Source organism: Spongiibacter sp., assembly GCF_984394615.1.
In genome coordinates, this window is record NZ_CFHTQA010000012.1 from 1 (window position 1) to 23,039 (window position 23,039).

The following is a 23,039-nucleotide window of genomic DNA, read 5'->3' on the forward strand; positions in this document are numbered from 1 at the left end:
TTTTTGGTCCAAGACTTATTACGCCAAGAGAAACTTGTGAGAGTGTTAGAAGAGGTTGAGCCTGTGCCTTGGGACTTATATATTTATCGCCCTCAACGTGGTCCAGTACCACAACGTATTCGATTGGTTTTTGATCACTTGGTGTCAAGATTGAGTGACCGCTAATGGCACATAAGTAATTTTCATAAAGTGCGAATACTGAATCGCCCCCAGTTTGCTAGATACCTCCCGGCCAGAGAAAATGGCTTAAAGAGAGGTATTTATGAGCAACAAGCGTTATCCAGAAGAATTCAAGATAGAGGCGGTCAAGCAGGTTACTGATCGAGGCCACAGTGTTGCTGAGGTCGCCAGCCGACTTGGCACTACCACACACAGTCTGTATGCCTGGATTAAGAGGTACGGGCCTGAAGCGAACGATTACCAAGCCAAAGCTGATGAGCAGGCAGAAATTAGGCGATTAAAGAAAGAGCTCCAGCGTGTCACCGAGGAGCGTGACATCTTAAAAAAAGCCGCGGCGTACTTCGCCAGCCACCCCGAGTGAGGTACGCCTTTATTCGTGAGCAGGCCTACAGACTGCCCGTTCTCACCCTCTGCGGCTTGATGGATGTTTATCCAAGCGGCTACTACGCTTGGTTAAAGCAGCCTAAGTCCAAGCGCAGCAAAGCTGATGAGCGCCTGACTGGGATGATCAAGCAATTCTGGCTTGAGTCTGTCAGCGTCTACGGTTATCGCAAGATACACAGCGACCTACGCGAGCATGGGGAGCAATGTGGGCCGAATCGCGTCCACCGGCTCATGAGGCAGGCAGGATTACGTGCTCAGGTTGGTTATAGGAAACCCAGAGCACCTGGCGTCGCGGTGCATATTGTTACTCCTAACCGGTTGCAGCGGCAGTTTAGTCCTGAATCACCAGATCAGAGTTGGGTCACCGATATTACCCACATCCGCACGCTCGAAGGTTGGCTGTACTTGGCGGTAGTTGTCGATTTGTTCTCCCGGAAGGTAATTGGCTGGTCTATGCAATCACGGATTACCAAAGAGCTTGTGCTTGATGCATTGCTCATGGCTGTCTGGCGTCGTAATCCCCAATCGATGGTGACAGTGCACTCTGACCAAGGAAGCCAATACACCAGCCACGACTGGAGCGCCTTTCTTAAAGCTCATGGATTGGAAGGCAGTATGAGCCGACGCGGAAATTGTCACGACAATGCGGTAGCTGAAAGCTTTTTCCAGTTATTAAAGCGCGAGCGAATCAAGCGTAAAATTTACAGCACCCGGTACGAAGCCCGCAGTGACATATTTGATTACATAGAACTGTTTTACAACAGCAGGCGTCGCCATGGTTTTAATAACCAGCTGTCACCTGTAGAGTTTGAGAAGCAACACCACGAGAGGCTGGCGAGTATCTAGAAAACTGGTGGCGATTCAGGGATTGTCATTATGAGCGCTTCACCATTCCTTCGGTTATTGCGGGAGCACATGCTAGTGCATCGCTACAGAGCTCTTACAATAGAATCGTACCGCTGCGGGATCAAGCCTTTCATTATTTTTCATGGTTAACAGAAGGCACACACACCGCAAACGGCTCTCACAAGGAACATCTCCGTAAGGCGGCGGACGTTTATGCTTTATTTATTCAAATGAAATGGGGCTCTCCTGCAAACGACGGTGAGTAAATCAATAGTAATCAGTCGGTACAGAGTGTTCGTCACGGCGAGAGCCGCCGTTCTTCTATGAAGCACATTGAGGCATGGGAACACCGATATCGGTCCCTTAGAAAGGGCCGGATGGCGCATTTTTGCGTGCTTTGGCGCTCCCCCCAAAGCAGCGGTGTAGTTAGGGCGCAGTGGCGGTTTGCGCCTCGCTAACCGATTGGCTGACCGGCATGGCGCTGTCCCACGGCCCGCCGATTACGGCGGCCAGTTGCAGTGCGGCTTGCAGGCGTTCGGCGGTGTTGCTGAGTTTGGCGCGGCGGGCGCTGAGGGTGAGGTTTTGGGCGGTGGCGACTTCGAGGAAGTTGATCATTCCCGCCTCGTAGCGGTTAACGATGATGCGTTCGTTTTCTTCGGCCAGGTCCAGCAGTTTGTCCTGCTGCTCGGCTTTGTCGCCCAGCAGTTGGATACTCGCGAGCGCGCTTTCCACTTCGGCAATGCCTTCAAGTACCGCTTGGCGATAGGCGGCAAGGCGCTGCTGGTATTGGGCTTTGGCAACGGCGACCGCTGCGCGGCGGGAACCGCCGTCAAACAGGGTTTGGGCAAGACTGGGGCCGACGGACCAGACCATGGTCGGGGTGTCGAGCAGGGCGCTGAAGCTGGCCGCCTGCACGCCCTGACTGGCGCTGATGGAGAAGCTGGGCAGCCACGCGGCCTGTGCCACACCGATATCGGCATTGGCGGCGGCAAGCTGGCGCTCGGCAAAGGCCACGTCTGGGCGCTTTGCAATCAGCGTGGAGGGCAGCACTTCAGGTAGCGCGGGCAAGTCGGGCAGCGACTGTTTGGGCGGCAGGGAGAATTCTACCGGCGCTTTACCCAGCAGCATGGCAATCGTGTTTTCTTCCAGTGCGCGCTGGTTTTGCAGGTCGATCATATCGGCGCGCAACGACTGGCGCTGGGTTTCGGCCTGAATTACATCGCCCCGCGACACAATACCGGCTTTGTACTGGTTATTGGTCAGACGCGCCGAGCGGTCGTAGGTGGCCATGGTTTCTTCGAGAATCTGCCGCTGCAAATCCAGAACACGCAGGCGGATATAGCTCTGTGCCACGGACAACTGGATCGACAGGCGCACCGCCGCCAGATCAGCCGCGCTACCTTGCAGGCTGGCTTTTTGGGATTCCACCTGACGGCGCACGCGGCCCCACACATCCGGTGCCCAGCTCAGGTTCAGGCTCGCGGCGCTGCGTTCGCTGAGCGGCGTGTTGTCGCCACCGCTGCGGCTTTGCGACACGCTCAGATCAAGACTGGGAAAGTAGTCGCTGCGGCTGCCGCGCCACTGGGCTTCGGCGGCGCGATAGCTGGCTTCGGCCTGCGCCAGTGTCTGGTTGGCCTGCATGGCCTGTTCGACCAGCGCGGTCAGTTCGGCATCGCCAAATACCTGCCACCAGTCAGCGGGCAGCGGCTGGACCTCGGCGCGGGCGGTTTGCCAGCCGTCTTCATATTTGTAGTCATCGGCCAGGGCGATATCCGGCGCCTGATAGTCGGGTCCGACCGCGCAGCCGGTCAGCAGCACTGCGCTGAACAGGCTTTTCAACAGCAGCAATTTACAGGGAAGTCGATTCACAATCATGGCAGGGCCTGAAATTCATTGTCGGGGCGGGCCTGACGGCGGCGCAGTATCGCGCGGCGCAGGCGCTCCAGATAAAGATAGATAACCGGCGTGGTGTACAGGGTCAAAAACTGGCTGACCAGCAGACCGCCGAGAATAGTCAGGCCCAGCGGCCGACGCATTTCGGCGCCCTCGCCAAAGCCCATTGCCAACGGCACTGCACCAAGCAGACCGGCGAGATTGGTCATCAAAATCGCGCGCATGCGGCGCATGGCGGCCTCGCGAATGGCCTGTTCCGGCGCCATGCCGTCGCGGCGCTGGGCCTGCAAGGCGAAGTCGATCATCATAATGGCGTTTTTCATCACAATGCCGATCAGCAGGAACAGGCCCAGCAAGGCGATCAAACTCAAATAGCTGCCGGATATTTTGAGCGCGATCAGTGCGCCGATGCCCGCCGGTGGCAGCGTAGACAGAATGGTGAGCGGATGCAGGGTGCTTTCATACAACACGCCCAGCACCAGATACACCGCCAGCACCACCCACAGCAGCAGCCAGGGCTGGTTGAGATTGGCTTCGAAATCCGCCTGTTCGGTACTCGGCGCGCGGTGCACGGCGTTGGGCAGCATGACCTTGTCGAGCATGGCGCCAATGGCTTCCTCGGCCTGCTCGGCGGTCACTCCCGGCGCCAGCTCGTAACCGATGCCCTTGGAGGCGAACTGGCCCTCATGGCGAATACGGTCTTCGGCCATGCCGTAGTCCCAGGTGGCGAAGGTCGACAAGGGCACCGAGCTGCCGTCGCTGGTCAGCACCTGCAATTGCTTGAGCACCGAGGGGCTGGAGGTGTAGCCGGGGCTCAGCTCCATCACCACCCGGTACTGGTTCATATCATCGTAAAGCGTTGCCACCTGCCGCTGGGAAAAGGAGTTGTTGAGCATGGAGGCGACCATGTTCATATCCACGCCGTATTGCCGGGCGGTTTCACGGTCGATCTCCAGCACCAGTTGCTGGGTCTCGCCGCTGCGCGGCGGATCGACATTCATCAGTTCCGGCAGGTCCTGCATGGCAATCGCCACCCTCGCCCCCCATTCCGACAGCGCTTCCAGCGAGTCGGAGCGCAGCAGCACTTCGTATTCGCTGCGGCGAAACGGCGACGACAGGCGGATATCCTGATCGACCATCAGAAACAACATGCCGCCGGGCACCAGTGGCGCATTGGCACGCAGGCGATCCACCACCGCCTGCGCCGAGTCGCCGCGCTCGCTCAGCGGCTTGAGGCTGACGGTGACCTGCGCGTTGGTCAGGCCGCCGCTGCCACCGCTGGTGCCGGTAATATCGGCCACGGCGGGATCGCGCAGCAGGTATTGGCGATAAGCCTCAATTTTGGGCTGCATCACCTGAAAGGAGAAACCGTCGTCGCCGCGCACAAAGCCGCGCACCTGCCCGGTGTCCTGATTCGGGAGACTGGTTTTAGGCAGGCTGGCGTAGAGGTAGACATTGCCCGCCACCACCGCCAGCAGAATCACCAGCAGCAGCTTTGAGTGGCGCAGCGACCAGTCGAGACTGCGCTGATACGCGTTCAGCAAACCATCGAACAGCTCGCGACTGTAAAACGCCACCGCGCCCTCTTCCCGCCGACTGGGCTGGGGCTTGAGCCAGCGGGCGCAGAGGCTGGGGGTGAGGCTGAGCGACACCAGCAGGGAGATCACAATCGCCGCCGCCAGAGTGATGGAAAACTCGCGGAACAGACGCTCGATCACCCCGCCCATAAACAGAATAGACACGAAGACCACCACCAGCGCCACGTTCATCGCCAGCAGGGTAAAACCCACTTCGCGGGCGCCTTCCAGCGCCGCCTGTTTGGGTGGCAGCCCGGCTTCGATATGCCGTTGAATGTTTTCCAGCACCACAATGGCGTCGTCCACCACCAGACCGCAGGCCACCACCAGCGCCATCAGCGACAGGTTATTCAGCGAGAAGCCGTAGAGGTACATGAACACCGCCGAGCCGATCAGCGAGACCGGAATGGCGAGGCTGGGAATTACCGCGCTGCGCAGGCGGCCGAGAAAACCCCACACCACCAGCACCACCAGGCCAACGGCAATCAGCAGGGTAATTTGCGCTTCGCGCAGGGTGGCGCGAATCACCGGGGAGCGATCCATAATCACCGCCAGTTCGCTGTCGGCGGGCATCAGCGCCCGCAGGCGGGGCAACTGCTCGGTAATCGCATCGATGGTTTTGACGATATTGGCGCCGCTCTGGCGACTGATCATCAGGATCACTGCCGGGCGGTCGTTGTGAAAACCGCTGCTGTAGCGGTCTTCCACCGAGTCGGTGACATTGGCCACATCGCCGAGGCGAAGCACGCCGCCGTCGCTTTCGCGGATCACCAGCTCGCGGTACTCGCTGGCCTTGCGCAGCGGATCGCTGGTGGTCACCCGCCAGCGCATGGCGTCGTCTTCTATCACCCCCAGCGGGCGCAGGGCATTGGCCTGGGTAATGGCGCTGCGCACATCGTCCAACGTCACGCCGCTGTGCAGCAGCGCACCGGGATTCAGCTCGACTCGCACGGCGGGCAGCGAGGCGCCGCTCACTGCCACTTCGCCCACGCCGACAATCTGCGCAATGCGCTGGGCGAGAATGGTAGACGCAGCGTCGTACAGTTCGCTGGGCGACAGATTATCGGAACTCAGCGCCAGCCCCATGATCGGCGCCTGAGACGGGTCGATTTTGCGAAACTGGGGATTGCCGGGCATACCCGAGGGAAGCTGACCGCGCACACTGTTGATGGCGGCCTGCACATCCCGCGCGGCGGCATTCAGGTCGCGATCCACCTCGAAATTAAGCACCACCTGAGTGCTGCCCTGATTGCTCGACGAGGAAATGGCCGTGACCCCGGAAATACTGCCCAGCGCCCGCTCCAGCGGCGTCGCCACGGTGGCGGCCATGCTTTCCGGACTGGCGCCGGGCAGGCTGGCGGTCACACTGATGACAGGAAAATCCACTTGCGGCAGCGGCGCCACCGGCAGCAGCCGCCACGCCAACAGGCCAAGCAGTACCAGCGACAGCGACAGCAGGCCGGTGCCCACCGGCCGATCGATGAACAGCCGCGACAGATTCACTGCGGCACCTCGGTGAGGGCCTCGTCGTCATCGCTCACAAAGCGCGAGCGCAGGCGATCGAAGAACAGATAGACCACCGGCGTGGTGAACAGCGTCAGCACCTGACTGACCAGCAGACCGCCGACCATCACCAGACCCAGCGGTTGGCGCAGCTCGGCGCCACTGCCACCGGCCAGCATCAGCGGCAACGCACCGAACAGGGCGGCGAGGGTGGTCATCAGAATGGGACGGAAGCGCAGCATGGCGGCGCGGTGAATGGCGTCTCGTGGCGACAGGCCCTGATGACGCTGGGCGTCGAGGGCGAAGTCCACCATCATAATGCCGTTTTTCTTCACCAGACCGATCAACAGCACCACGCCGATGACCGCAATCAGGTCGAAGGCCTGACCGCTGATCAGCAGCGCCAGCAGTGCGCCGACCGTCGCCGACGGCAGCGTGGAAAGAATAGTGACCGGGTGAATGGCGCTTTCATAGAGCACGCCGAGCACCACATACATGGTGATAATCGCCGCGAGAATCAGCCAGAGACTGTTAGCCAGTGAGGCCCGGAAAGCCTCGGCCGCGCCCTGAAAGCGGCTTTCAATCCCCAGCGGCAAGGCGATCTCTTGCTGCACGGTTTCAATAGCTGTCACCGCCTTGCCCAGCGAGATCCCCGGCGTCAGATTGAACGACACGGTGGCCGACGGGAACTGTCCCTGATGATTAATCAGCAGCGGCGCCTGACGCTCTTTCACCGTCGCCACACTGCTGAGTGGCGCGGGCTCACCGGACGACGTCGGCACATAGAGATTTTGCAGGGCGCTCAGGCCGGTGGCCTGACGCTGATCCACTTCCAGCACCACCCGGTACTGATTGGCCTGGGTAAACAAGGTGGCGATTTGCCGCTGACCAAAGGCGTTCTGCAGCGTATCGGCAATGGATGACACGCTCACCCCGAGGCGAGCAGCCGCGTCGCGGTCGATATCGATATACGCTTCCTGCCCCTGCTGTTGCAGATCGCTGGCGACATCCTGCAGTTCCGGCCGCGCGTTCAGCGCGGCGATCAGCTTGGGCACCCACTCAGCCAGATCGTCGCTGCTGGCCGCCGTGAGCGTGAAGCGGTACTGAGTGCGGCTGACGCGATCTTCAATGCTCAGCTCCTGCACCGGCTGGAACCAGGCGTCGATACCGGGCACTGACTGGGCGCGCTCTCGCAGCCGCTCGATCACCTCGAACACCGATTCATCCCGCTCACCGTGAGGCGGCAAACTGATTAACATGCGACCGCTGTTCAGCGTGGTATTGGTGCCGTCCACACCGATGAACGACGACAGGCTGCTGACGCCGGGGTCTTCCAACAACGCCGCCGCCAGCGCCTGCTGACGGTTGGACATATTGGCAAACGAGGTGGTCTGCGGCGCTTCGGTCACCACCTGAATGGCGCCGCTGTCCTGTACCGGGAAGAAATCTTTATCCACCAGCAGATACAGCAAGCCGGTGAGCGCGATAGTGCCGAGCATGACCGCCATGGTGGCGCGCTGGCGTTCCAGCACCCAATCCAGTGCAGTGCCATAGCGTTGAATCAGCCGGGCAATCAGGCCCCGGTCTTCATCGAGTTCCAGCGGCTGGCGCAACATGCGCGCACACATCATCGGCGTAAGGGTGAGCGAGACCACCAGCGAAATGCCGATGGCGACCGCCAGCGTCACGGCAAATTCGTGGAACATGCGCCCCACCACATCGGCCATAAACAGAAGGGGAATCAGCACGGCGATCAGCGACAGGGTGAGCGAGACCAGCGTAAAGCCAATCTCCTTCGCACCTTTCAGCGCCGCGTCCATGGGCGAAGCGCCCTCTTCGCGGTGGCGGGCGATGTTCTCCAGCATGACGATGGCATCGTCCACCACAAAGCCGGTGGCGATGGTCAGCGCCATCAGGCTGAGGTTGTTAATGGAAAACTCCGCCAGATACATGAAGGCGAAGGTGCCAACCAGCGACAGCGGCACGGCGATGCTGGGAATGATGGTGGCGGGCACGCTGCGCAGAAACGCGAAGGTGACCAGCACCACCAGCGCGATGGCGAACAGCAGCTCTTTCTGCACGTCGCGCACCGAGGCGCGGATGCTGTCGGTGCGATCGCTGAGTACCGTCACGTCCACCGCATTGGGCAGGGTTGCGGCAAGCTGTGGCAGCAGCGCCTGCACGCGGTCGGCCACATCAATCACATTGGCGCCCGGCTGCTTCTGCACGTTCAGCAGCACCGCAGGCTGGGTGTCGGCCCAGGCGGCGAGGAAGCGGTCCTCGGCGCCGTCGACAATCGTGGCAACATCACCGAGCCGCAGCGGCGCATCGTCCACCCACGTCAGAATCAGTTTTTCGTAATCGTCCACCGAACGAATCTGGTCATTGGCGTCGAGCATGGTGCTGCGATAGGGGCCGTCGAAGCTGCCCTTGGGCTGATTGACGTTGGTGGCCGACACCGCCGTGCGCACGTCGTTGAGGCTGAGCCCGTAGGCGGCAATGGCGGTGGGATTGACCTGAATGCGCAGCGCCGGACGCTGACCGCCCGCCAGACTGACCAGACCCACGCCCTGCAACTGCGCCAGCTTCTGGGCCATGCGGGTGTCGACCAGATCGTGCACGGTGGGCAGCGGCAGGCTCTCGGAGGTGATCGCCAGCGTGAGAATGGGCGCGTCGGCGGGGTTCACCTTGCGGTAAATGGGCGGCGTGGGCAGGTCGCTGGGCAGCAGACTGTTGGCGGTGTTCAGCGCGGCCTGCACCTCCTGCTCAGCCACACCGAGATCGACCTCCAGTGCAAACTGCAGGGTAATCACCGAGGCACCACCGGAGCTGGTGGACGACATTTGCTTGAGGCCGGGAATCTGGCCGAGCTGTTTTTCCAGTGGCCCGGTAATGCTGCGGGCGGTCACTTCCGGCCCGGCACCGGGGTGGAACGTGAATACCTGAATAATCGGATATTCCACCTGCGGCAGCGCGGCCACCGGCAACAGGCGCCAGGACAGCATGCCGAGAAACAACATCGCCAGCATCAGCAATGAGGTCGCCACCGGACGAAGGATAAAGGGACGGGAAATATTCATCGCCGGTGACTATGCCTCCGATGAGGCAGTTCTTTTGGGCGCCGCGCCGGGCGTTTTGGCGTCCTTGTCATCCTTCGCGCGTTCGCCGTCTTTCGGTGGCTCGCGACCGCCTTCCGGCCGCGGGCCCATTGGTCGCTCGCGCTGCAAACCGCCGACCGGCAGTTCCAGCGCGGCGGATGCCCCCTCGCCATCGACCACAACCGGGCGGCCATCACGCAGGCGGTCCAAGCCTTCCAGCACCACCTGATCGCCCGCTTGCAGCCCCTGGGTAATCACAATCCGGTCGCCGTCGGCGGCGCCGAGGGTCACCACTTTCAAGCGGGATACACCGTCTTCCACGGTGTAGACATAGTCGCCCTGAGAGCCGTGCTGCACCGCATCCGCAGGCACCATCAATACATTGTCGACCTGCTGCACGCGCAGGCGGACGTTAACAAACTGATTGGGGAACAGCGCGTCGTTGTCATTGGCAAACAGCGCGCGGGCACGCAGGGTGCCGGTGGTGGTTTCGATCTGGTTATCGAGGGTATGCAATACCCCGCGGGCAATGACGGTTTCGCCGTCACGGCTCAGCGCTTCCACCGGCAGGGCAGTATCGCCACGCATGGCTTCGCGCAGCCCCGCCACTTCCACTTCGGGAACCGTGAACAGCACCGAAATGGGTTTGGTCTGGGTGATGGTGACAATGCCGTCGGCATCGTTGGCGGTAATCAGGTTGCCCGCATCGACCTTGCGCAGACCGAGACGACCGGCGATCGGCGCGGTGATGTTCGTCCACGACAGTTGCAGGCGTGCATCGGCCACCTGTGCCTGTGAGCTTTTGTTGGCGCCCTTCAGCTCGCGGACCAGCGCCGCCTGACTGTCGAGTTCCTGCCGGGCAATTGAGTCCTCGGCATACAATCCCTGATACAGGGCAAGATCGACCTGGGCATTTTCCAACTGGGCTTCGTTCTGCTGAAGCTGGCCCAAGGTCTGGTCGAGCTGGGCCTGATAGGGCTCGGCGTCAATGCGTGCAAGCACGTCGCCCTTGCTGACCTCGGCGCCTTCCTCGAACAGCAGTTCCTCCAGCACACCACCAACCCGGCTGCGCACCACCACGGTGTTCAGCGCGCTGACGGTGCCGATTGCACGCAGTCGCACATCGAGGCTGCCCTGCTCCACCGGCACGACCCGCACAGAGGTGGTCATGCCGCCGAAACCGCGCATCGGTGTGTCGCTTTCCGTTGAGTCACCGCTGAGCAGCAGGTAGCTGGTCCCGGCAAGCAGCAGGATCAGCAGGGCCAACCAGGCGAATGTTTTCTGCTTTGGGCTCAGTGGCGCGCGCTGAGTCATACGGCGGGGTCTCCAGAGGAATCACGTGTAGAAGGTGGTTATGACCACCGATAAAAAGCCTGTATACAGACCTCATCCCGAAGACAAAATCTCTACACAGGCTCAAGTTAAACACGGCAGCGGCAAAAATCCCTCGCGCAATCTACACCTTGTAGAGGCCGTTCTACTGTTAATACCGAATCAGCACATCAAAAGGTGCATCGGCGAGGTCATTTATTTGCCGCCGATTTTGCCAGAGGGTATCACGCGTGCTCGGCTGCCTCCCGCGCATCATCCCCCTTCAGGCGTGCCACCAGTCTGACGACCACCACATAGAACAGCGGCACAAAGAAGATGGCCAGCAGCGTGGCGGCAATCGTCCCGCCGACCACACCAGTGCCAATGGCATGCTGGCTGCCGCTGCTGGCACCGCTGGCCACCGCCAGTGGCAGCACGCCAAACACAAAGGCCAGCGAGGTCATGATGATCGGCCGCAGCCGCAACCTTGCCGCATCGGCGGTCGCCTGCAACAGCGGCTTGCCCTCCTGCTCATATTGCGAGCGGGCGAACTCGATGATCAGGATGGCGTTCTTCGCCGCCAGCCCCATGGTGGTCAGCATGCCGACCTGAAAATACACATCGTTGTTGAGGCCTCTCAACCAGGTCGCCACCAGAGCACCGAGTATGCCCAGTGGCACCACCAGAATGACCGCAAAGGGCACCGACCAGCTTTCATACAAGGCGGCCAGACAGAGGAACACAATCAACACCGACAGCACGTAGAGCATGCCCGCCTGCGAACCCGAGGCACGCTCTTCATACGACAAGCCGGAGTATTCCATGCTGATACCGGAGGGCAGTGTCTGGGCTATGCGCTCCACGGCTGCCATCGCATCGCCGGAGGTATAGCCCGGCGCAGCGGCACCGAGAATCTGGATCGCGGGCAGGCCGCCAAAGCGCTGCAACTTGGGTGAGCCATAGGTCCACTCGCCGCTGGCAAACGCCGAGAACGGCACCATGCCGCCGTCGGCATTGCGGACATACCATTTATCGAGATCTTCCGGACTCATACGCGATGACCAGACACCCTGCACATACACCTTTTTGCTGCGCCCGCGATCGATAAAGTCGTTTACGTACGTCGAGCCCCAAGCCGCCGACAGGGCGTTATTGATATCGTCCAGCGACACCTGCAAGGCGCGCGCCCGCTCATCGTCGATAATGACCTCATACTGCGCCTCGTAGGGCGGTCCGTTGGGGCGAACCATGGTCAGGCTGGGCTCTTGCGCGGCCATGCCGAGGAACTGCCCCATCGCCTGATCGAGCACTTCCCGCCCGAGACCGGCGTTGTCTTTGAGGTAAATATCAAAACCGCTGGCGGTGCCCAGCTCGATAATGGACGGCGGCACAATGGCAAAGACCCGCCCTTCACGCAGGGTAGAGAAATAGGCATTGGCGCGCTCTGCCACCGCAAAAATGCTCTGCGACGCCTCCGGGCGCTCCTCGAAGGATTTCAGACTGACAAACACATTGGCCGAGCTTTGACCGCGACCGGCAAAGTTAAACCCGATCACGGCGTGTACCGAGCGCACGGTGTCGGGTTCGTTTTCGTCAAAGTAGTGACGCAGCTTGGCGACCACCTCTTCGGTCTGGGCCGCCGTGGAATTACCGGGCAACTGCACCTGCACGACCATTACCGACTGGTCTTCTTCCGGCAGGAAGGCCGAAGGCAGTACGTGGTATACCCACGCAGCCAGACCACAGATCAGCAGGTAGGCGAGAATAAAACGACCCCGGCGCGCCAGCACGAAGTTGACGCAGCTTCTGTAACGCTGAGCGCCGCGGTCGAAACGGGTATTAAACCAACGGAAGAAACGCAGTTTGCTGTGGGCTTCGCCGCGTTCAACAGGTTTGAGAATGGTGGCGCAGAGCGCCGGTGTGAAGAACAGGGCCACCAGCACCGAGAAACTCATGGCCGAGATAATAGTGATGGCAAACTGCTGGTAGATAACCCCGGTCGATCCACCGAAGAAGGCCATGGGCATAAACACGGCCGAGATAACCAGACCGATGCCGACCAGCGCACTCTGGATCTGATCCATGGATTTACGGGTGGCTTCCTTGGGCGACAGGCCCTCCTCGGACATGATGCGCTCGACGTTCTCCACCACCACAATGGCGTCGTCCACCAGCAGGCCGATCGCCAGCACCATGGCAAACATGGTCATCACATTGATGGTAAAGCCCAGCGCGAACATCACCCCGAAGGTCGCCATCAGCACTACCGGCACCGCGAGTGTGGGAATAATCGTCGCGCGCAGGTTCTGCAGGAACAGCAGCATGACCAGGAAGACCAGCACCACGGCTTCAATCAGCGTGTGCACCACCCCTTCGATCGACGCCGCCACCACCGGCGAGGTGTCGAAGGGATAAACCACTTCCACGCCCTCGGGCAAATACGGCTGCATACGCTCCAGTGTGTCTTTAACCGCTGCCACGGTATCCAGCATATTCGCACCGCTGGCCAGTTTCAGGCCCATCGCCGCCGCCGGTTTCCCCCAGTAGTGAGAAGAAATGGAAAAGTTCTCGCTGCCCAGCACCACGTCGGCCACGTCGCTGAGGCGCACCTGCGCACCGGAAGCATCCACTTTCAGCAGGATGTTTTCGAATTCCTCGGCGGTTTTCATCCGCACCTTGCCCACGACCGTGGCGGTGAGGCGCACTTTGTCATGGGCGGGCAGGCCGCCGAATTGTCCCGATGACACCTGCACGTTCTGGCTGCGAATCGCGCTGATAACATCCTGAGGCATCAGGTCGTAACTGTGCAGCCTGGCCGGGTCCAGCCAGATGCGCATGGCATAGGGCGCGCCCATCACCATGAAATCGCCGACCCCGGTCGTTCGCGCGATGGGATCGCGCAGCGTAGACACCACGAAGTCACCCAAGTCGGCGGAACTGAGGCGGCCATCCTGCGACACCAGTGCCAGCACCAGCATAAAGCCGGGTTTGTGCTTGGCTACCCGCACGCCCTGACGCTGCACTTCTTCGGGCAGCATGGGCATGGCGAGTTGCAGCTTGTTCTGCACCTGCACCTGAGCGATATCCGGATCGGTGCCCTGCTCGAAGGTCGCCACAATGGTGATGTTGCCCGTCGACAGGCTTTCGGAGGAGATATAGCGCAGACCATCCAGACCATTGAGCTGCTGTTCAATGACCTGCGTGACCGAATCTTCCGCGGTAGCGGCCGACGCCCCCGGATAGTTAATACTGATGCCCACCGCTGGCGGCGCGACATCGGGGTACTGGCTGACCGGCAGGCCGCGAATGGACAGCGCACCGCCCAACATCAGCAGAATGGCAATCACCCAGGCAAAGACCGGGCGGTCTATAAAGAATCTCGACATGCCGGGCCTCGCTTATTTCGCTGCTGTGGTAAACGCGGTGCTCATGTCCACGGGCGAGGCCGGGGCGCTGGGCGCCACCGGCATGCCCTCCCGCAGCATCATCGCGCCGTCGACAATCACCTGATCGCCGGGGGCGACGCCGCTTTCCAGCAGCCAGGTATTGCCGACGGTTCGCAGCAGGGTGACCGGCCGACGCTCAGCAACATTGCCCTCGCCCACCAGCCATACAGACGCCTGCCCGGTAGGGTCGCGCAACACGGCTTGCTGGGGCAGCAGAATCGCATCGTCGCGACTGCCCTCGTTCAGCTCGGCATGCACAAACATGCCCGGCAGCAGTTCGCCGTCGGGATTGGGAAATTCAGCACGCAGTGTCACCGAGCCCGTGCCGGGATCGACATTGACCTCGGAGAACTGAAGCTGACCGCTGTGAGCATAGCGACGGTTATTGCCCACGTGCAGGGTAACGGTCGCCTCGCTGTCGGCCGACAGTTGCAGACGACCGGCACGAATACTTTCACGCCACTCAAGAATCCGACTGACCGGCTGGACCACATCGACATAAATCGGATCGAGCTGCGTGACCACCGCCAATTCCTGAGCCTGCGAGGCGCTGACCAGCGCGCCCTCCGTCACCATGGAGCGACCGATTTTCCCCGCAATGGGTGCGCGAACGACGGTGTGCTGCATATTGATATTGGCGACTTCCAGCTCGGCCTTGGCGGCCTGCAAGGCGGTGAAGGCATCGTCATATTGCTGCTGACTGACCGCCTTGCTCTTCAGCAATTTGCCGTAACGGGTCCACAGGTTCTGGGCCGTTGCCAGACCGGCCTCTGCCCTGGCCTGCTCGGCCCGATAGGGCGCAGGATCGATCTGATACAGCGGCTGCCCTTCTTCCACGGCCGCACCTTCGTCAAACAGCCGCTTCAGCAAAATACCCGACACCTGCGGCCGCACTTCGGCCACCCGATGCGCCACAGTGCGCCCCGGCAGCATCACGGTGCTGTTCAGCTCACGCGCGTCTACCCGATGCACACCAACGGGAGCGGCAGCGGGCGCCTGTTCGGCGGGTGCCGCCGACTCCCCACATGCGACCAGCGCCAGCAGCGCGGCAGCCACAAGTGGGCGAAAGCAGGGAGAAACAAGACGCGAACAGCTCATGGAAAGCAACTCCTGACAAGATTGATGCATGTATCTACTAGCGATACACTGTACCGCATAGTGGATTTACATGGCAATAGCGAATTGCTATATTGCGCGACACCAACAAGGCATAATTCTAAAAACACAGGCTCTCCGCCCCGCAGACGCTGCGGTGGTGACACGAGATTTAAAGGAGTAAGCAACGCGCCATGGCAAACAACGGACGCCCCTCGGGCGAAGACTCACCCGGCGGCATTCAGGTCATCGCCCGAGCGGCGGCGATCATGCGAGCACTGAGCGAACACAGCAGCGGGATGAGTCTGGGTGCCATCGCCAAAGACATTGATCTGCCTCGCTCGACGGTGCAGCGCATCGTCAATGCACTGAAGCAAGAGGGCTTGGTGGAATCACTCAGCCAGAACGGCGGCCTGCGCCTGGGGCCCGAGGTCAGTCGTCTGGTATTCCAGGCCCAGTGCGACATCATCTCGCAGATTCGGCCGCACCTTGAGGCCCTGCACAGTACACTCGGCGAATCCGTAGCACTTTGCCGACTGAGCGGCAGCCAGGTCATTGTTGCCGACACGATTACCGCCGAGCGCGAACTGCGCATTGTCTTTCCCGTCGGCACGATGCAAATCCCCATCTACTCCACGGCGTCGGGTAAATCCTTGCTGCTGGACATGGATGACGAGGAGGTAGAGCGCCTGCTGCCGGAGGACATGCCCAAGCTCACCGTACACACACGGAGTCGCCAGGCACTGCTCAAGGAATTGAAAACCCTGCGCCAATCGGGCATCGCGACCGACTACGACGAGCACACCATTGGCATAACCGGCTTCGGCATTCCCGTCGAAACCTATCAGGGGCGCTACTGCGTGGCTGTGGTATTGCCGTCGGCCCGTGTCCCTGCCATTGAGTCCGACATACGCGAAGGCCTGTACCGCTGCAAAGCGGATATCGAAGCCAAGCTGAGCACCGAACTCTAACGACGCTATCCATACGCTCTCCGCCAGATCAACTGGCGGGCTCCCTCACCGCTCTAACACATAGGCCTTGCGCGCGAGCACAAACAGAACATATAATAAGAATCGTTATCATTTTACTTATTGGCAGCGCTAGCACTAGGGAGTTCAACGGTGTCCCCTTTGTTTAATCTTCTCCTCACCGGCGGCCCGGTCGTCTGGATACTCGGCGTGTTTTCCATCGTCAGCCTCGCCGTCGTCCTGCTCAAGATCTGGCAGTTCTGGGGGCAACTGAAGCTCTCCGATCGCAGTGCAGAAGACGCCGTACATCGCCTGCAAGAACACCATGTGAACGAGGCTCTGCTGCTGGTCAAAGGCGCCAAAAACCCGCGCTCCAGTGCAATTCGCGACACGCTGGAAACATTGAACATTCCCGGGCTCAGCGAAGCGCAACAGCGCGAAGAAGCCTTCCGGCGCGCCCGTGGCCGGGTGCTTGAGCTGGGCAGCCAACTCCGCATTCTGGAAGTGATTGCCACGCTGGCCCCACTGCTCGGCCTGCTGGGCACCGTGCTCGGCATGATTGAGGCATTCAAGGCAATGGAAGCCGCTGGCGAACAGGTTGATCCGGCGGTTCTGTCTGGCGGTATCTGGCAGGCGCTGCTGACCACCGCTGTCGGTCTGGCGGTCGCCATCCCGGTATCCCTGGCGCATAGCTGGCTGGAGCGCCGAGTCGAAAACGAAAGCGCCGGTATTCAGGACGCGGTAGAACGCGTGCTGACCCTGGCACCGTCACTGCCCAAAGCACAGGCGAAGAAGCAAGACGCAAAATGAACGCCCTGCTGCCGCCGCGCCCGCGCAAAGCCATCAGCCTGACGGCGCTGATTGACGTGGTATTTATCCTGCTGATGTTTTTCATGCTGACCAGCAGTTTCACAAAGTGGAACAGCCAGCAGATTAAGGCCAGCGTCGGCGGCGACAGCGTTGCCGCCACACAGGATAAGGACATGCAGTTTTTACTGCTGATGCGCGACGGACAAGCTGCCGTCTTTAAAGGCAGCGAGCGCAGCGGTGCCGAGCCGCTGGATCAGGCATTGCTGCGACTGGATGCCAAGGCGCTGGTCACACTGATTCCCGATGCCGAGCTGACCGTCCAGCAAATCCTCGACAGTATCGCCACGCTGCGCCACGCGGAGATTACTCAGATCTCGCTCGGCCAGAGTAGCCAGTTATAAGTTTTACGCCGATGAATTCACTCCTCCACAGCAAACTGCGCCGCGGCAGCAGCGACGACAATATGATCCCGCTGATCAATATTGTTTTCCTGCTGCTGATTTTCTTCATGGTCGCAGGACAGATGCGCGCCGGACTGGTCGGCGACATCACCCTGCCCGACGCCAATCTGGAGACACCGACGCCGCCCAAGGCCATCGCCATTCAGATTGACCGCAGCGGCCAGACCTATCTGTTCGGAACCCCCACCAGCATTGAAGACATCCAGCAGCAGCTCCAGGCGCTGCCCGCAGAGCAGCCGCTGAATATTGCCCTGCAGGCCGACCGAGAACTCAAAGCCGCGCAACTGGACACGTTGCTGGCGGCACTGCGCGGTCTGAGCAACGCCACCACCAGTCTCTACACCAAGAAAGGGGCGAACTGAGCTCATGCCCCGTATCTCCTGGCCCATTGCGATTGCGGTATCGCTGTTAATCCACGGCGGTCTCGCGATTGGATACTGGCAATCGCGCCCCGCGCCACATCAGGGCGGCGCCATTGGCGAGGGCGAATACGGATTTGAGATCGGCCTGGGGATGGCCGGCTCCTACACCGATGCCGTTGCCAGACAGAAAGCCAAACAACGCCAGCAGGAAGCGGAAGCCGAGAAACAACGGGAGCGTCAACAGCGGGAAGCAAAAGCCAAGCAAGAGGCAAGAAAACCCAAGCCGGAGCCGAAACCCAAACCTAAGCCCAAACCCAAAGCGCCTGCGCCCGTCGTCGCAAAAACCGCTGAGCCCAGCCCGGCGGAGGCGGACTATCAACACAGCGAGACGCCGCCGACGGCAGAGTCGCCGTCACCCGCGCCCGCCGCTGAGCCCCCCAAGCAAAACACCGTTGCCAGCGCCGCGCCCAATGACACCCAGTCACAGGCTTCCCGAAAAGCCACCGGGTCGGGCAGCCAACAAAAACTCGGCGGCCGCCCCGGCGCGGCCCGCGATTATTTCAGCACGCTGATGGCCTGGCTGAACCACCACAAGCGCTACCCGAAAATCGCCAAGAAAAACAAAGAACAGGGCATCGTGAAACTCAAGTTCACGATCGCCAAAGACGGCAGCATTTCCAACGCCAGCATCCATACCGGTTCCGGCCACCGCCGCCTGGATGAGGCGGCGTTGAAAGTGCTTCAGGATGCCGACCCGGTTCCCGGTATTCCGGATGATCTCGGCCGTGACACCCTGACGCTCGTGGTCCCCGTCGAGTATTCGCTGCTGTCTCGATATTGATCCGGCGGCGCCCGCTATAGCAGACCGGGAATCAGCGCCCGGCGCTTCGCCGGGTATTCGTCAAAGGTCTCGTGATACCAGCGGTGATTGCTCAGTGCGCGCGGCAGCAAATTCGCCACGGTCCACAAAACAAAGACCGCCCCCGCCAATGACCAGCTGGCAATCGCCCAGCCTGTCCAGATCAGAATTTCACCGAAGTAGTTGGGGCAGGAGATATAGTTGTACAACCAGCCTCGGGGAATCTTGTAGCCACTCTCCCCCGGCTTACGCAGCGCCGCCAGCATGGCATCGGCGCGACGATTGACCCAGAAACCCAGCGCAAAGATCAGTACACCCAACCACAGGCGGGGATCGACCAGCCACTGGCCATAATCTGCGCCTAATTCAGACCACGACAAGATGGCCGCATTGAGGAAGGCGATACCCAGATTGGTCAGCACCGCCAGCGCCGGAATCAGCAGTGGCGTCTTATCGGCCGGTTTCAGTTTGCGCTTGAAGGGGTAGATAAAGCTGCGATGAAAATAGTGAAGCTGCCACAGCGCAAACAGCAGCAGCGGCGCGGGCGTCAGCGCGTGTTCGCCCATAAAGAAGATCACCGCGAAGCCGATGGATGACGGCGCCTCCATCATCACCCATGACCAGCGCGTGGGAATTCCCGGCCCCCACCACCAGGCGAGATTACCGTCGTTGTGGCGACCGTAGGCGGCCTTCACTATCCACTGCAGCACCACAAATACCAGTACCGACATGATCGCGTAGGCCAACAGCAAATCGTTATAAAACGCGGCGATGGTCATAAGTAGCGCATCCCTGTGAGTTGTTCTGACTGCTCCCACAACTGCCCACCGACGGCGCGATCGGTGGCAGCCTTGAGCACCGCAAGCTGTTTAGGAGAACCACGGAACTGGAAGGGACCGGCGGGGCCGATATATTCGCCGCCACGCAGGGTATCGACGGTAGCGGCATAGACACTGGGTAAGGCGCCCTGCTCTGCGCTCTGGGCCAGCAACAGATTACCGAGGCGAGCGATGTGTTGCCACAGGCGTCGGCTCACACTGGCTTGCCCACTATCGGCAAAGGCCACATTGGTCGATGCATACCCCGGATGTGCCGCCAGACTGATCACCGGGCTGCCTGCGGCAGCGAGTCGGCGTTGCAGCTCGGTAGCAAAACAAAGATTGGCAAGCTTGGCACGCCCGTAGGCAGCGACCTTGCTGTAGGGTTCGCGCTCCCAGTTCAGGTCGTTGAAATTCAGTGTGCCGCGCTTGGCGGCGAGACTGGAAACGGTCACCACCCTCGCCGCAGGCGCGGCCTGCAATGCGGGCAGCAGTGCACCAGTCAACAGAAAATGGGCAAGGTGATTCACCGCAAACAGCATTTCGTGACCCGCGGCCGTGCGTTGTAAAGGCAGGCCCATGACCCCGGCGTTATTGATTAACAGGTCCAGCGACTGCTCCGATTCCAGATAGCTGTCCGCGGCCTGTCGCACGCTGTCCAGCGAGGCCAGGTCCATCGGCAAGACCAGCAGCGAATCGCGTGAGCCCACGCGGCTCGCCAAACGCTGCACGGCGGCCTCCGCGCGTTCGGCGCTTCGACAACCCAGCCATACCTTGGCGCCACACTGCGCCAACATCAGCGCTGACTGGTAGCCGATACCGCTGTTGGCGCCGGTGATCAGCACCCGCTTCCCTGAAAGGTCCGGCAGCGAGGCCGGCATCCATTTGCCCATATTCATTATCCTTATGTGTCCGGCAATTCGCTGGCTGGAGCGAGTCCGGGGACGACTGATATAGTAGCCGAAAATTCGCTACAGGCTCCGCTGTGACTTCTCGCGCACTCTGCCAAGGTTGTGATCGCCCACTGAGCACCTGCCTCTGTCAGGCTATGGTTCAACGCCACAGCCACTATCGTCTGACCCTTCTTCAGCACCCCAAAGAAGCTCGCCACGCTCTGTCGTCGGCGCCGCTGCTGGCACGCGCTATTCCCGGCAGTCGCCTGATCGTCGGCGAGCACTTCGAGCCCGAATCACTGCTCGGCCATGACTGGCAACAGCATAGCCTGCTGCTGTATCCCGGCGAACCCGCCATGAGTACGAGCGAGGCCAATGCCGCTGACATCACACAGCTGATTATTCTCGACGGCACCTGGCGGAAAACTGCCAAGCTGCTGCACCTTAACCCCTGGCTCAATGCGCTGCCGCGACTGGCACTGAACGTAGACCAGCCCAGCCGCTATCGCATTCGCAAATCGCCCCGCGCCGATGGCCTGTCGACCATCGAAGCCGCCGCACAGGCACTGAATGCCTTGCACGGTAACCGCGACTACGACGCGATTCTCGGTGCCTTCGAGTTGATGATCGACCAGCAAATTCGCGCCATGGGTGAAGACACTTACCGGCGCAATTACTCGGACAAAAGCTGAACCTGATCCAGCCCCAACATCGCCAGCAAGCGTGTCATCAGACTGCGGGCGTCCAGCGTTGGATCAGCAGCCAGTGTCAGCGCGGCCTCGGCCAGCGCCGAAATGACCATGCGGATCAACAGCTCCGATTCAGCATCGCTGAACTGCCCGGCAAGATGGGCCTCGACCGGCGCCTTCGCACTCCCCAGTAAAGACTTTACCTCCCGAAACACGGAGGTCTCGGGCCAGCGTTCGCGCCCGAGCACGTGGGTGGCATCCATCAGCACCACACGACTGAAGCCCGGCTCCTGCATCACATTCAGAAATAGCTCCCACACGTCCGGCAGCACCCAGGAGCCGCGAGAACGCATGGCGGCCATGCGGCTGGCGAGGCGATCTTCGTAATACTCGGTCACCGCCGTGAAGAGCTGCAGCTTGTTGCCGAAGTAGTGGTAAATCGGCGTCACCGTAATCCCCGCATCCTCGGCGATGTCCGCCAGCGATGTTTCCGCAAAGCCGCACCGACCAAAGCGCTCGGCCGCACAGCGCAGGACTTTTTCTTTGGTCTGCCGCCGCCGCTGCGCCTGCGTCAATCGCGTGGGCGGCGCCTTTTCCTGACTGGCACTCATCCAGCCTCCCATTCATATATTTGACTTATATAAGATGATTATATATCTTCACCGGAAATTTATGTAAACACACTACACAAAAAATAAAAGCACAGGACGATCACCACCACCGTGATCGCGACATAGATACAACACTCGACATAACACTCGACACAGCAACCACCATAACAACAGGGACAACGCCATCATCATGTCTGTTCATGCGTTTACTGCGGTCCGCCCCAAGCAGCAAGGGTCCGACCTGCGATGAAAGTACTGCTTACCGGCGCCTTCGGCAATCTGGGGCTGCTCTGCCTTGAGCGCTTGCTGGCCGACGGCCATGAGCTGCGCTGCACCGATCTTGATGGCGAGGAGCAGCGAAAACAGGCCGCCCGGTTTAGCGGGCAGTGCGAGATCGTCTTTGGCAATATCTGCGAGCCGCAATTTCTGCCCGGACTGGCTGAGGGGGTGGAGGCAATTGTCCATCTGGCCTCGCTGCTGCCTCCAAATACCGACAAGCAACCCGCACTGGCCGAAGCCGTCAACGTTGATGCAGCGAAGGCGCTGATCGACTGCGCGGCCCGACAGACGGCCCCGCCACTGTTTATTTTTCCGTCATCACTCACCGTGTTCGGCCCGTCCCAACGGCACAATCCCACGCGCAGCAGTGACGACCCGGTGGAAGCCTCAGACCACTACACCCGGCACAAACTGCTGGTGGAAGACTACCTGCAACGCAGCGCGCTTCCCTGGATCATTATGCGTGTGGGCGTGTCGGTCGATGCCCGCACTACGAAAACTGAGCGCCAGGTGCTGCGCCAACTGCTGGGCGTACACCCGGACACGCCCATGGAATACATCCATCCCAAAGACGTCGCCCGCGCTATTTCCAATGCGCTTAACACGCCGGAAGCCCGGCACAAGATCCTGCTGCTGGGCGGCGGCGAGAGCTGCCAGATTACTCATCACGCGTTTATGAATGCCGCGTTTACCGCATTGGGCCTTGCGCAGAAGCCCGGTATTCACGGCGAAAACAATTACTACACCCACTGGATGGACACGCGCGAAGCGCAGGCGCTGCTGGACTTTCAGCAACACAGTTTCGCCGATTATCAACAGGAACTCCGGGACAAATTTACCCCTATCCGCCGCTGGACAAGTCCGGTCAGACCGCTGCTCAGGCCGCTGCTGCCCGCACTGCTCCGACGGCTCTAACCACGCCATTCCACAACGCAATGCATACTGATAATTCTAAA

At 60.6% G+C, this 23,039-nt stretch carries 17 protein-coding genes; 8 read left to right on the forward strand and 9 right to left on the reverse strand.

The window, feature by feature from the left end; all coding sequences use genetic code 11:
• The first annotated feature begins 262 nt into the window (after positions 1-262).
• Positions 263-1,410, forward strand: a protein-coding gene (locus AC5DB9_RS06560) for an IS3 family transposase (RefSeq protein WP_273009743.1) whose coding sequence is annotated in 2 segments (ribosomal slippage) — positions 263-497 and positions 497-1,410 — 1,149 coding nt in all. Because the reading frame shifts where the segments join, the coding sequence is not laid out codon by codon here.
• Positions 1,411-1,836: 426 nt separating this feature from the next.
• Here AC5DB9_RS06560 and AC5DB9_RS06565 read toward each other — a convergent pair.
• The 6 genes from AC5DB9_RS06565 to AC5DB9_RS06590 form a co-directional block, all read right to left on the reverse strand.
• A complete protein-coding gene (locus AC5DB9_RS06565; protein ID WP_273009745.1) occupies positions 1,837-3,285 on the reverse strand; it encodes an efflux transporter outer membrane subunit in 1,449 nt (482 codons plus the stop codon).
• Positions 3,282-6,383 (reverse strand): efflux RND transporter permease subunit, encoded by a 3,102-nt coding sequence (locus AC5DB9_RS06570; RefSeq protein ID WP_273009747.1) that lies wholly within the window; start codon positions 6,381-6,383, stop codon positions 3,282-3,284. The genes AC5DB9_RS06565 and AC5DB9_RS06570 overlap by 4 nt, the downstream gene beginning before the upstream one ends.
• Complete coding sequence (locus AC5DB9_RS06575) at positions 6,380-9,463, reverse strand: multidrug efflux RND transporter permease subunit (RefSeq protein WP_273009749.1); 3,084 nt, start codon at positions 9,461-9,463, stop codon at positions 6,380-6,382. Before AC5DB9_RS06575 ends, AC5DB9_RS06570 begins: the two co-directional genes overlap by 4 nt.
• Before the next feature lie 9 nt (positions 9,464-9,472).
• Positions 9,473-10,795 carry an efflux RND transporter periplasmic adaptor subunit gene (locus AC5DB9_RS06580; RefSeq protein ID WP_273009751.1) on the reverse strand — a complete coding sequence of 441 codons (1,323 nt, stop codon included), beginning with the start codon at positions 10,793-10,795 and terminating at the stop codon, positions 9,473-9,475.
• 242 nt (positions 10,796-11,037) lie between these two features.
• On the reverse strand, positions 11,038-14,178 hold the full coding sequence (locus AC5DB9_RS06585) for an efflux RND transporter permease subunit (protein ID WP_273009753.1): 3,141 nt from the start codon (positions 14,176-14,178) through the stop codon (positions 11,038-11,040).
• Between the two features lie 12 nt (positions 14,179-14,190).
• Complete coding sequence (locus AC5DB9_RS06590) at positions 14,191-15,336, reverse strand: efflux RND transporter periplasmic adaptor subunit (RefSeq protein ID WP_273009755.1); 1,146 nt, start codon at positions 15,334-15,336, stop codon at positions 14,191-14,193.
• 191 nt (positions 15,337-15,527) lie between these two features.
• On the opposite strand from AC5DB9_RS06590, the gene AC5DB9_RS06595 reads away from it, so the two are divergent.
• The 5 genes from AC5DB9_RS06595 (at position 15,528) to AC5DB9_RS06615 (ending at position 18,775) form a co-directional block, all read left to right on the forward strand.
• A complete protein-coding gene (locus AC5DB9_RS06595; RefSeq protein ID WP_022958098.1) occupies positions 15,528-16,304 on the forward strand; it encodes an IclR family transcriptional regulator in 777 nt (258 codons plus the stop codon).
• 159 nt (positions 16,305-16,463) lie between these two features.
• Positions 16,464-17,111 (forward strand): MotA/TolQ/ExbB proton channel family protein, encoded by a 648-nt coding sequence (locus AC5DB9_RS06600; protein ID WP_273009758.1) that lies wholly within the window; start codon positions 16,464-16,466, stop codon positions 17,109-17,111.
• Entirely contained in the window at positions 17,108-17,512 is a 405-nt protein-coding gene (locus AC5DB9_RS06605; protein WP_273009760.1) for an ExbD/TolR family protein, read from the forward strand. The genes AC5DB9_RS06600 and AC5DB9_RS06605 overlap by 4 nt, the downstream gene beginning before the upstream one ends.
• Before the next feature lie 11 nt (positions 17,513-17,523).
• A complete protein-coding gene (locus AC5DB9_RS06610; RefSeq protein ID WP_022958101.1) occupies positions 17,524-17,934 on the forward strand; it encodes an ExbD/TolR family protein in 411 nt (136 codons plus the stop codon).
• A 4-nt stretch (positions 17,935-17,938) separates the two neighbouring features.
• Positions 17,939-18,775, forward strand: a complete 837-nt coding sequence (locus AC5DB9_RS06615) for an energy transducer TonB (protein ID WP_273009763.1) — start codon at positions 17,939-17,941, stop codon at positions 18,773-18,775.
• Between the two features lie 14 nt (positions 18,776-18,789).
• Here the strand turns inward: AC5DB9_RS06615 and AC5DB9_RS06620 are convergent, their stop codons facing one another.
• Positions 18,790-19,572, reverse strand: a complete 783-nt coding sequence (locus tag AC5DB9_RS06620) for a DUF1295 domain-containing protein (protein WP_273009765.1) — start codon at positions 19,570-19,572, stop codon at positions 18,790-18,792.
• Positions 19,569-20,504 (reverse strand): oxidoreductase, encoded by a 936-nt coding sequence (locus AC5DB9_RS06625; protein ID WP_273009767.1) that lies wholly within the window; start codon positions 20,502-20,504, stop codon positions 19,569-19,571. Before AC5DB9_RS06625 ends, AC5DB9_RS06620 begins: the two co-directional genes overlap by 4 nt.
• Before the next feature lie 92 nt (positions 20,505-20,596).
• Here AC5DB9_RS06625 and AC5DB9_RS06630 point away from each other — a divergent pair, with 92 nt between their 5' ends.
• On the forward strand, positions 20,597-21,196 hold the full coding sequence (locus tag AC5DB9_RS06630; RefSeq protein WP_273009769.1) for a tRNA-uridine aminocarboxypropyltransferase: 600 nt from the start codon (positions 20,597-20,599) through the stop codon (positions 21,194-21,196).
• On the opposite strand, the gene AC5DB9_RS06635 is transcribed toward AC5DB9_RS06630, so the two are convergent.
• Complete coding sequence (locus AC5DB9_RS06635) at positions 21,178-21,804, reverse strand: TetR/AcrR family transcriptional regulator (protein ID WP_273009771.1); 627 nt, start codon at positions 21,802-21,804, stop codon at positions 21,178-21,180. The two genes, AC5DB9_RS06630 and AC5DB9_RS06635, sit on opposite strands and share 19 nt — an antisense overlap.
• A 246-nt stretch (positions 21,805-22,050) precedes the next feature.
• Between AC5DB9_RS06635 and AC5DB9_RS06640 the strand changes: the two genes are divergently transcribed.
• Entirely contained in the window at positions 22,051-22,998 is a 948-nt protein-coding gene (locus AC5DB9_RS06640; protein ID WP_273009773.1) for an NAD-dependent epimerase/dehydratase family protein, read from the forward strand.
• Positions 22,999-23,039 lie beyond the last annotated feature (41 nt).

Bases quoted from the DNA above. Each gene is read 5' to 3' on its own strand.
- AC5DB9_RS06635 (WP_273009771.1), bottom strand. From the start codon at position 21,804: ATGAGTGCCAGTCAGGAAAAGGCGCCGCCCACGCGATTGACGCAGGCG.
- AC5DB9_RS06615 (WP_273009763.1), top strand. From the start codon at position 17,939: ATGCCCCGTATCTCCTGGCCCATTGCGATTGCGGTATCGCTGTTAATC.
- AC5DB9_RS06575 (WP_273009749.1), bottom strand. From the start codon at position 9,463: ATGAATATTTCCCGTCCCTTTATCCTTCGTCCGGTGGCGACCTCATTG.
- AC5DB9_RS06605 (WP_273009760.1), top strand. From the start codon at position 17,108: ATGAACGCCCTGCTGCCGCCGCGCCCGCGCAAAGCCATCAGCCTGACG.
- AC5DB9_RS06565 (WP_273009745.1), bottom strand. From the start codon at position 3,285: ATGATTGTGAATCGACTTCCCTGTAAATTGCTGCTGTTGAAAAGCCTG.
- AC5DB9_RS06585 (WP_273009753.1), bottom strand. From the start codon at position 14,178: ATGTCGAGATTCTTTATAGACCGCCCGGTCTTTGCCTGGGTGATTGCC.
- AC5DB9_RS06595 (WP_022958098.1), top strand. From the start codon at position 15,528: ATGGCAAACAACGGACGCCCCTCGGGCGAAGACTCACCCGGCGGCATT.
- AC5DB9_RS06625 (WP_273009767.1), bottom strand. From the start codon at position 20,504: ATGGGCAAATGGATGCCGGCCTCGCTGCCGGACCTTTCAGGGAAGCGG.
- AC5DB9_RS06610 (WP_022958101.1), top strand. From the start codon at position 17,524: ATGAATTCACTCCTCCACAGCAAACTGCGCCGCGGCAGCAGCGACGAC.
- AC5DB9_RS06590 (WP_273009755.1), bottom strand. From the start codon at position 15,336: ATGAGCTGTTCGCGTCTTGTTTCTCCCTGCTTTCGCCCACTTGTGGCT.
- AC5DB9_RS06640 (WP_273009773.1), top strand. From the start codon at position 22,051: ATGAAAGTACTGCTTACCGGCGCCTTCGGCAATCTGGGGCTGCTCTGC.
- AC5DB9_RS06620 (WP_273009765.1), bottom strand. From the start codon at position 19,572: ATGACCATCGCCGCGTTTTATAACGATTTGCTGTTGGCCTACGCGATC.
- AC5DB9_RS06580 (WP_273009751.1), bottom strand. From the start codon at position 10,795: ATGACTCAGCGCGCGCCACTGAGCCCAAAGCAGAAAACATTCGCCTGG.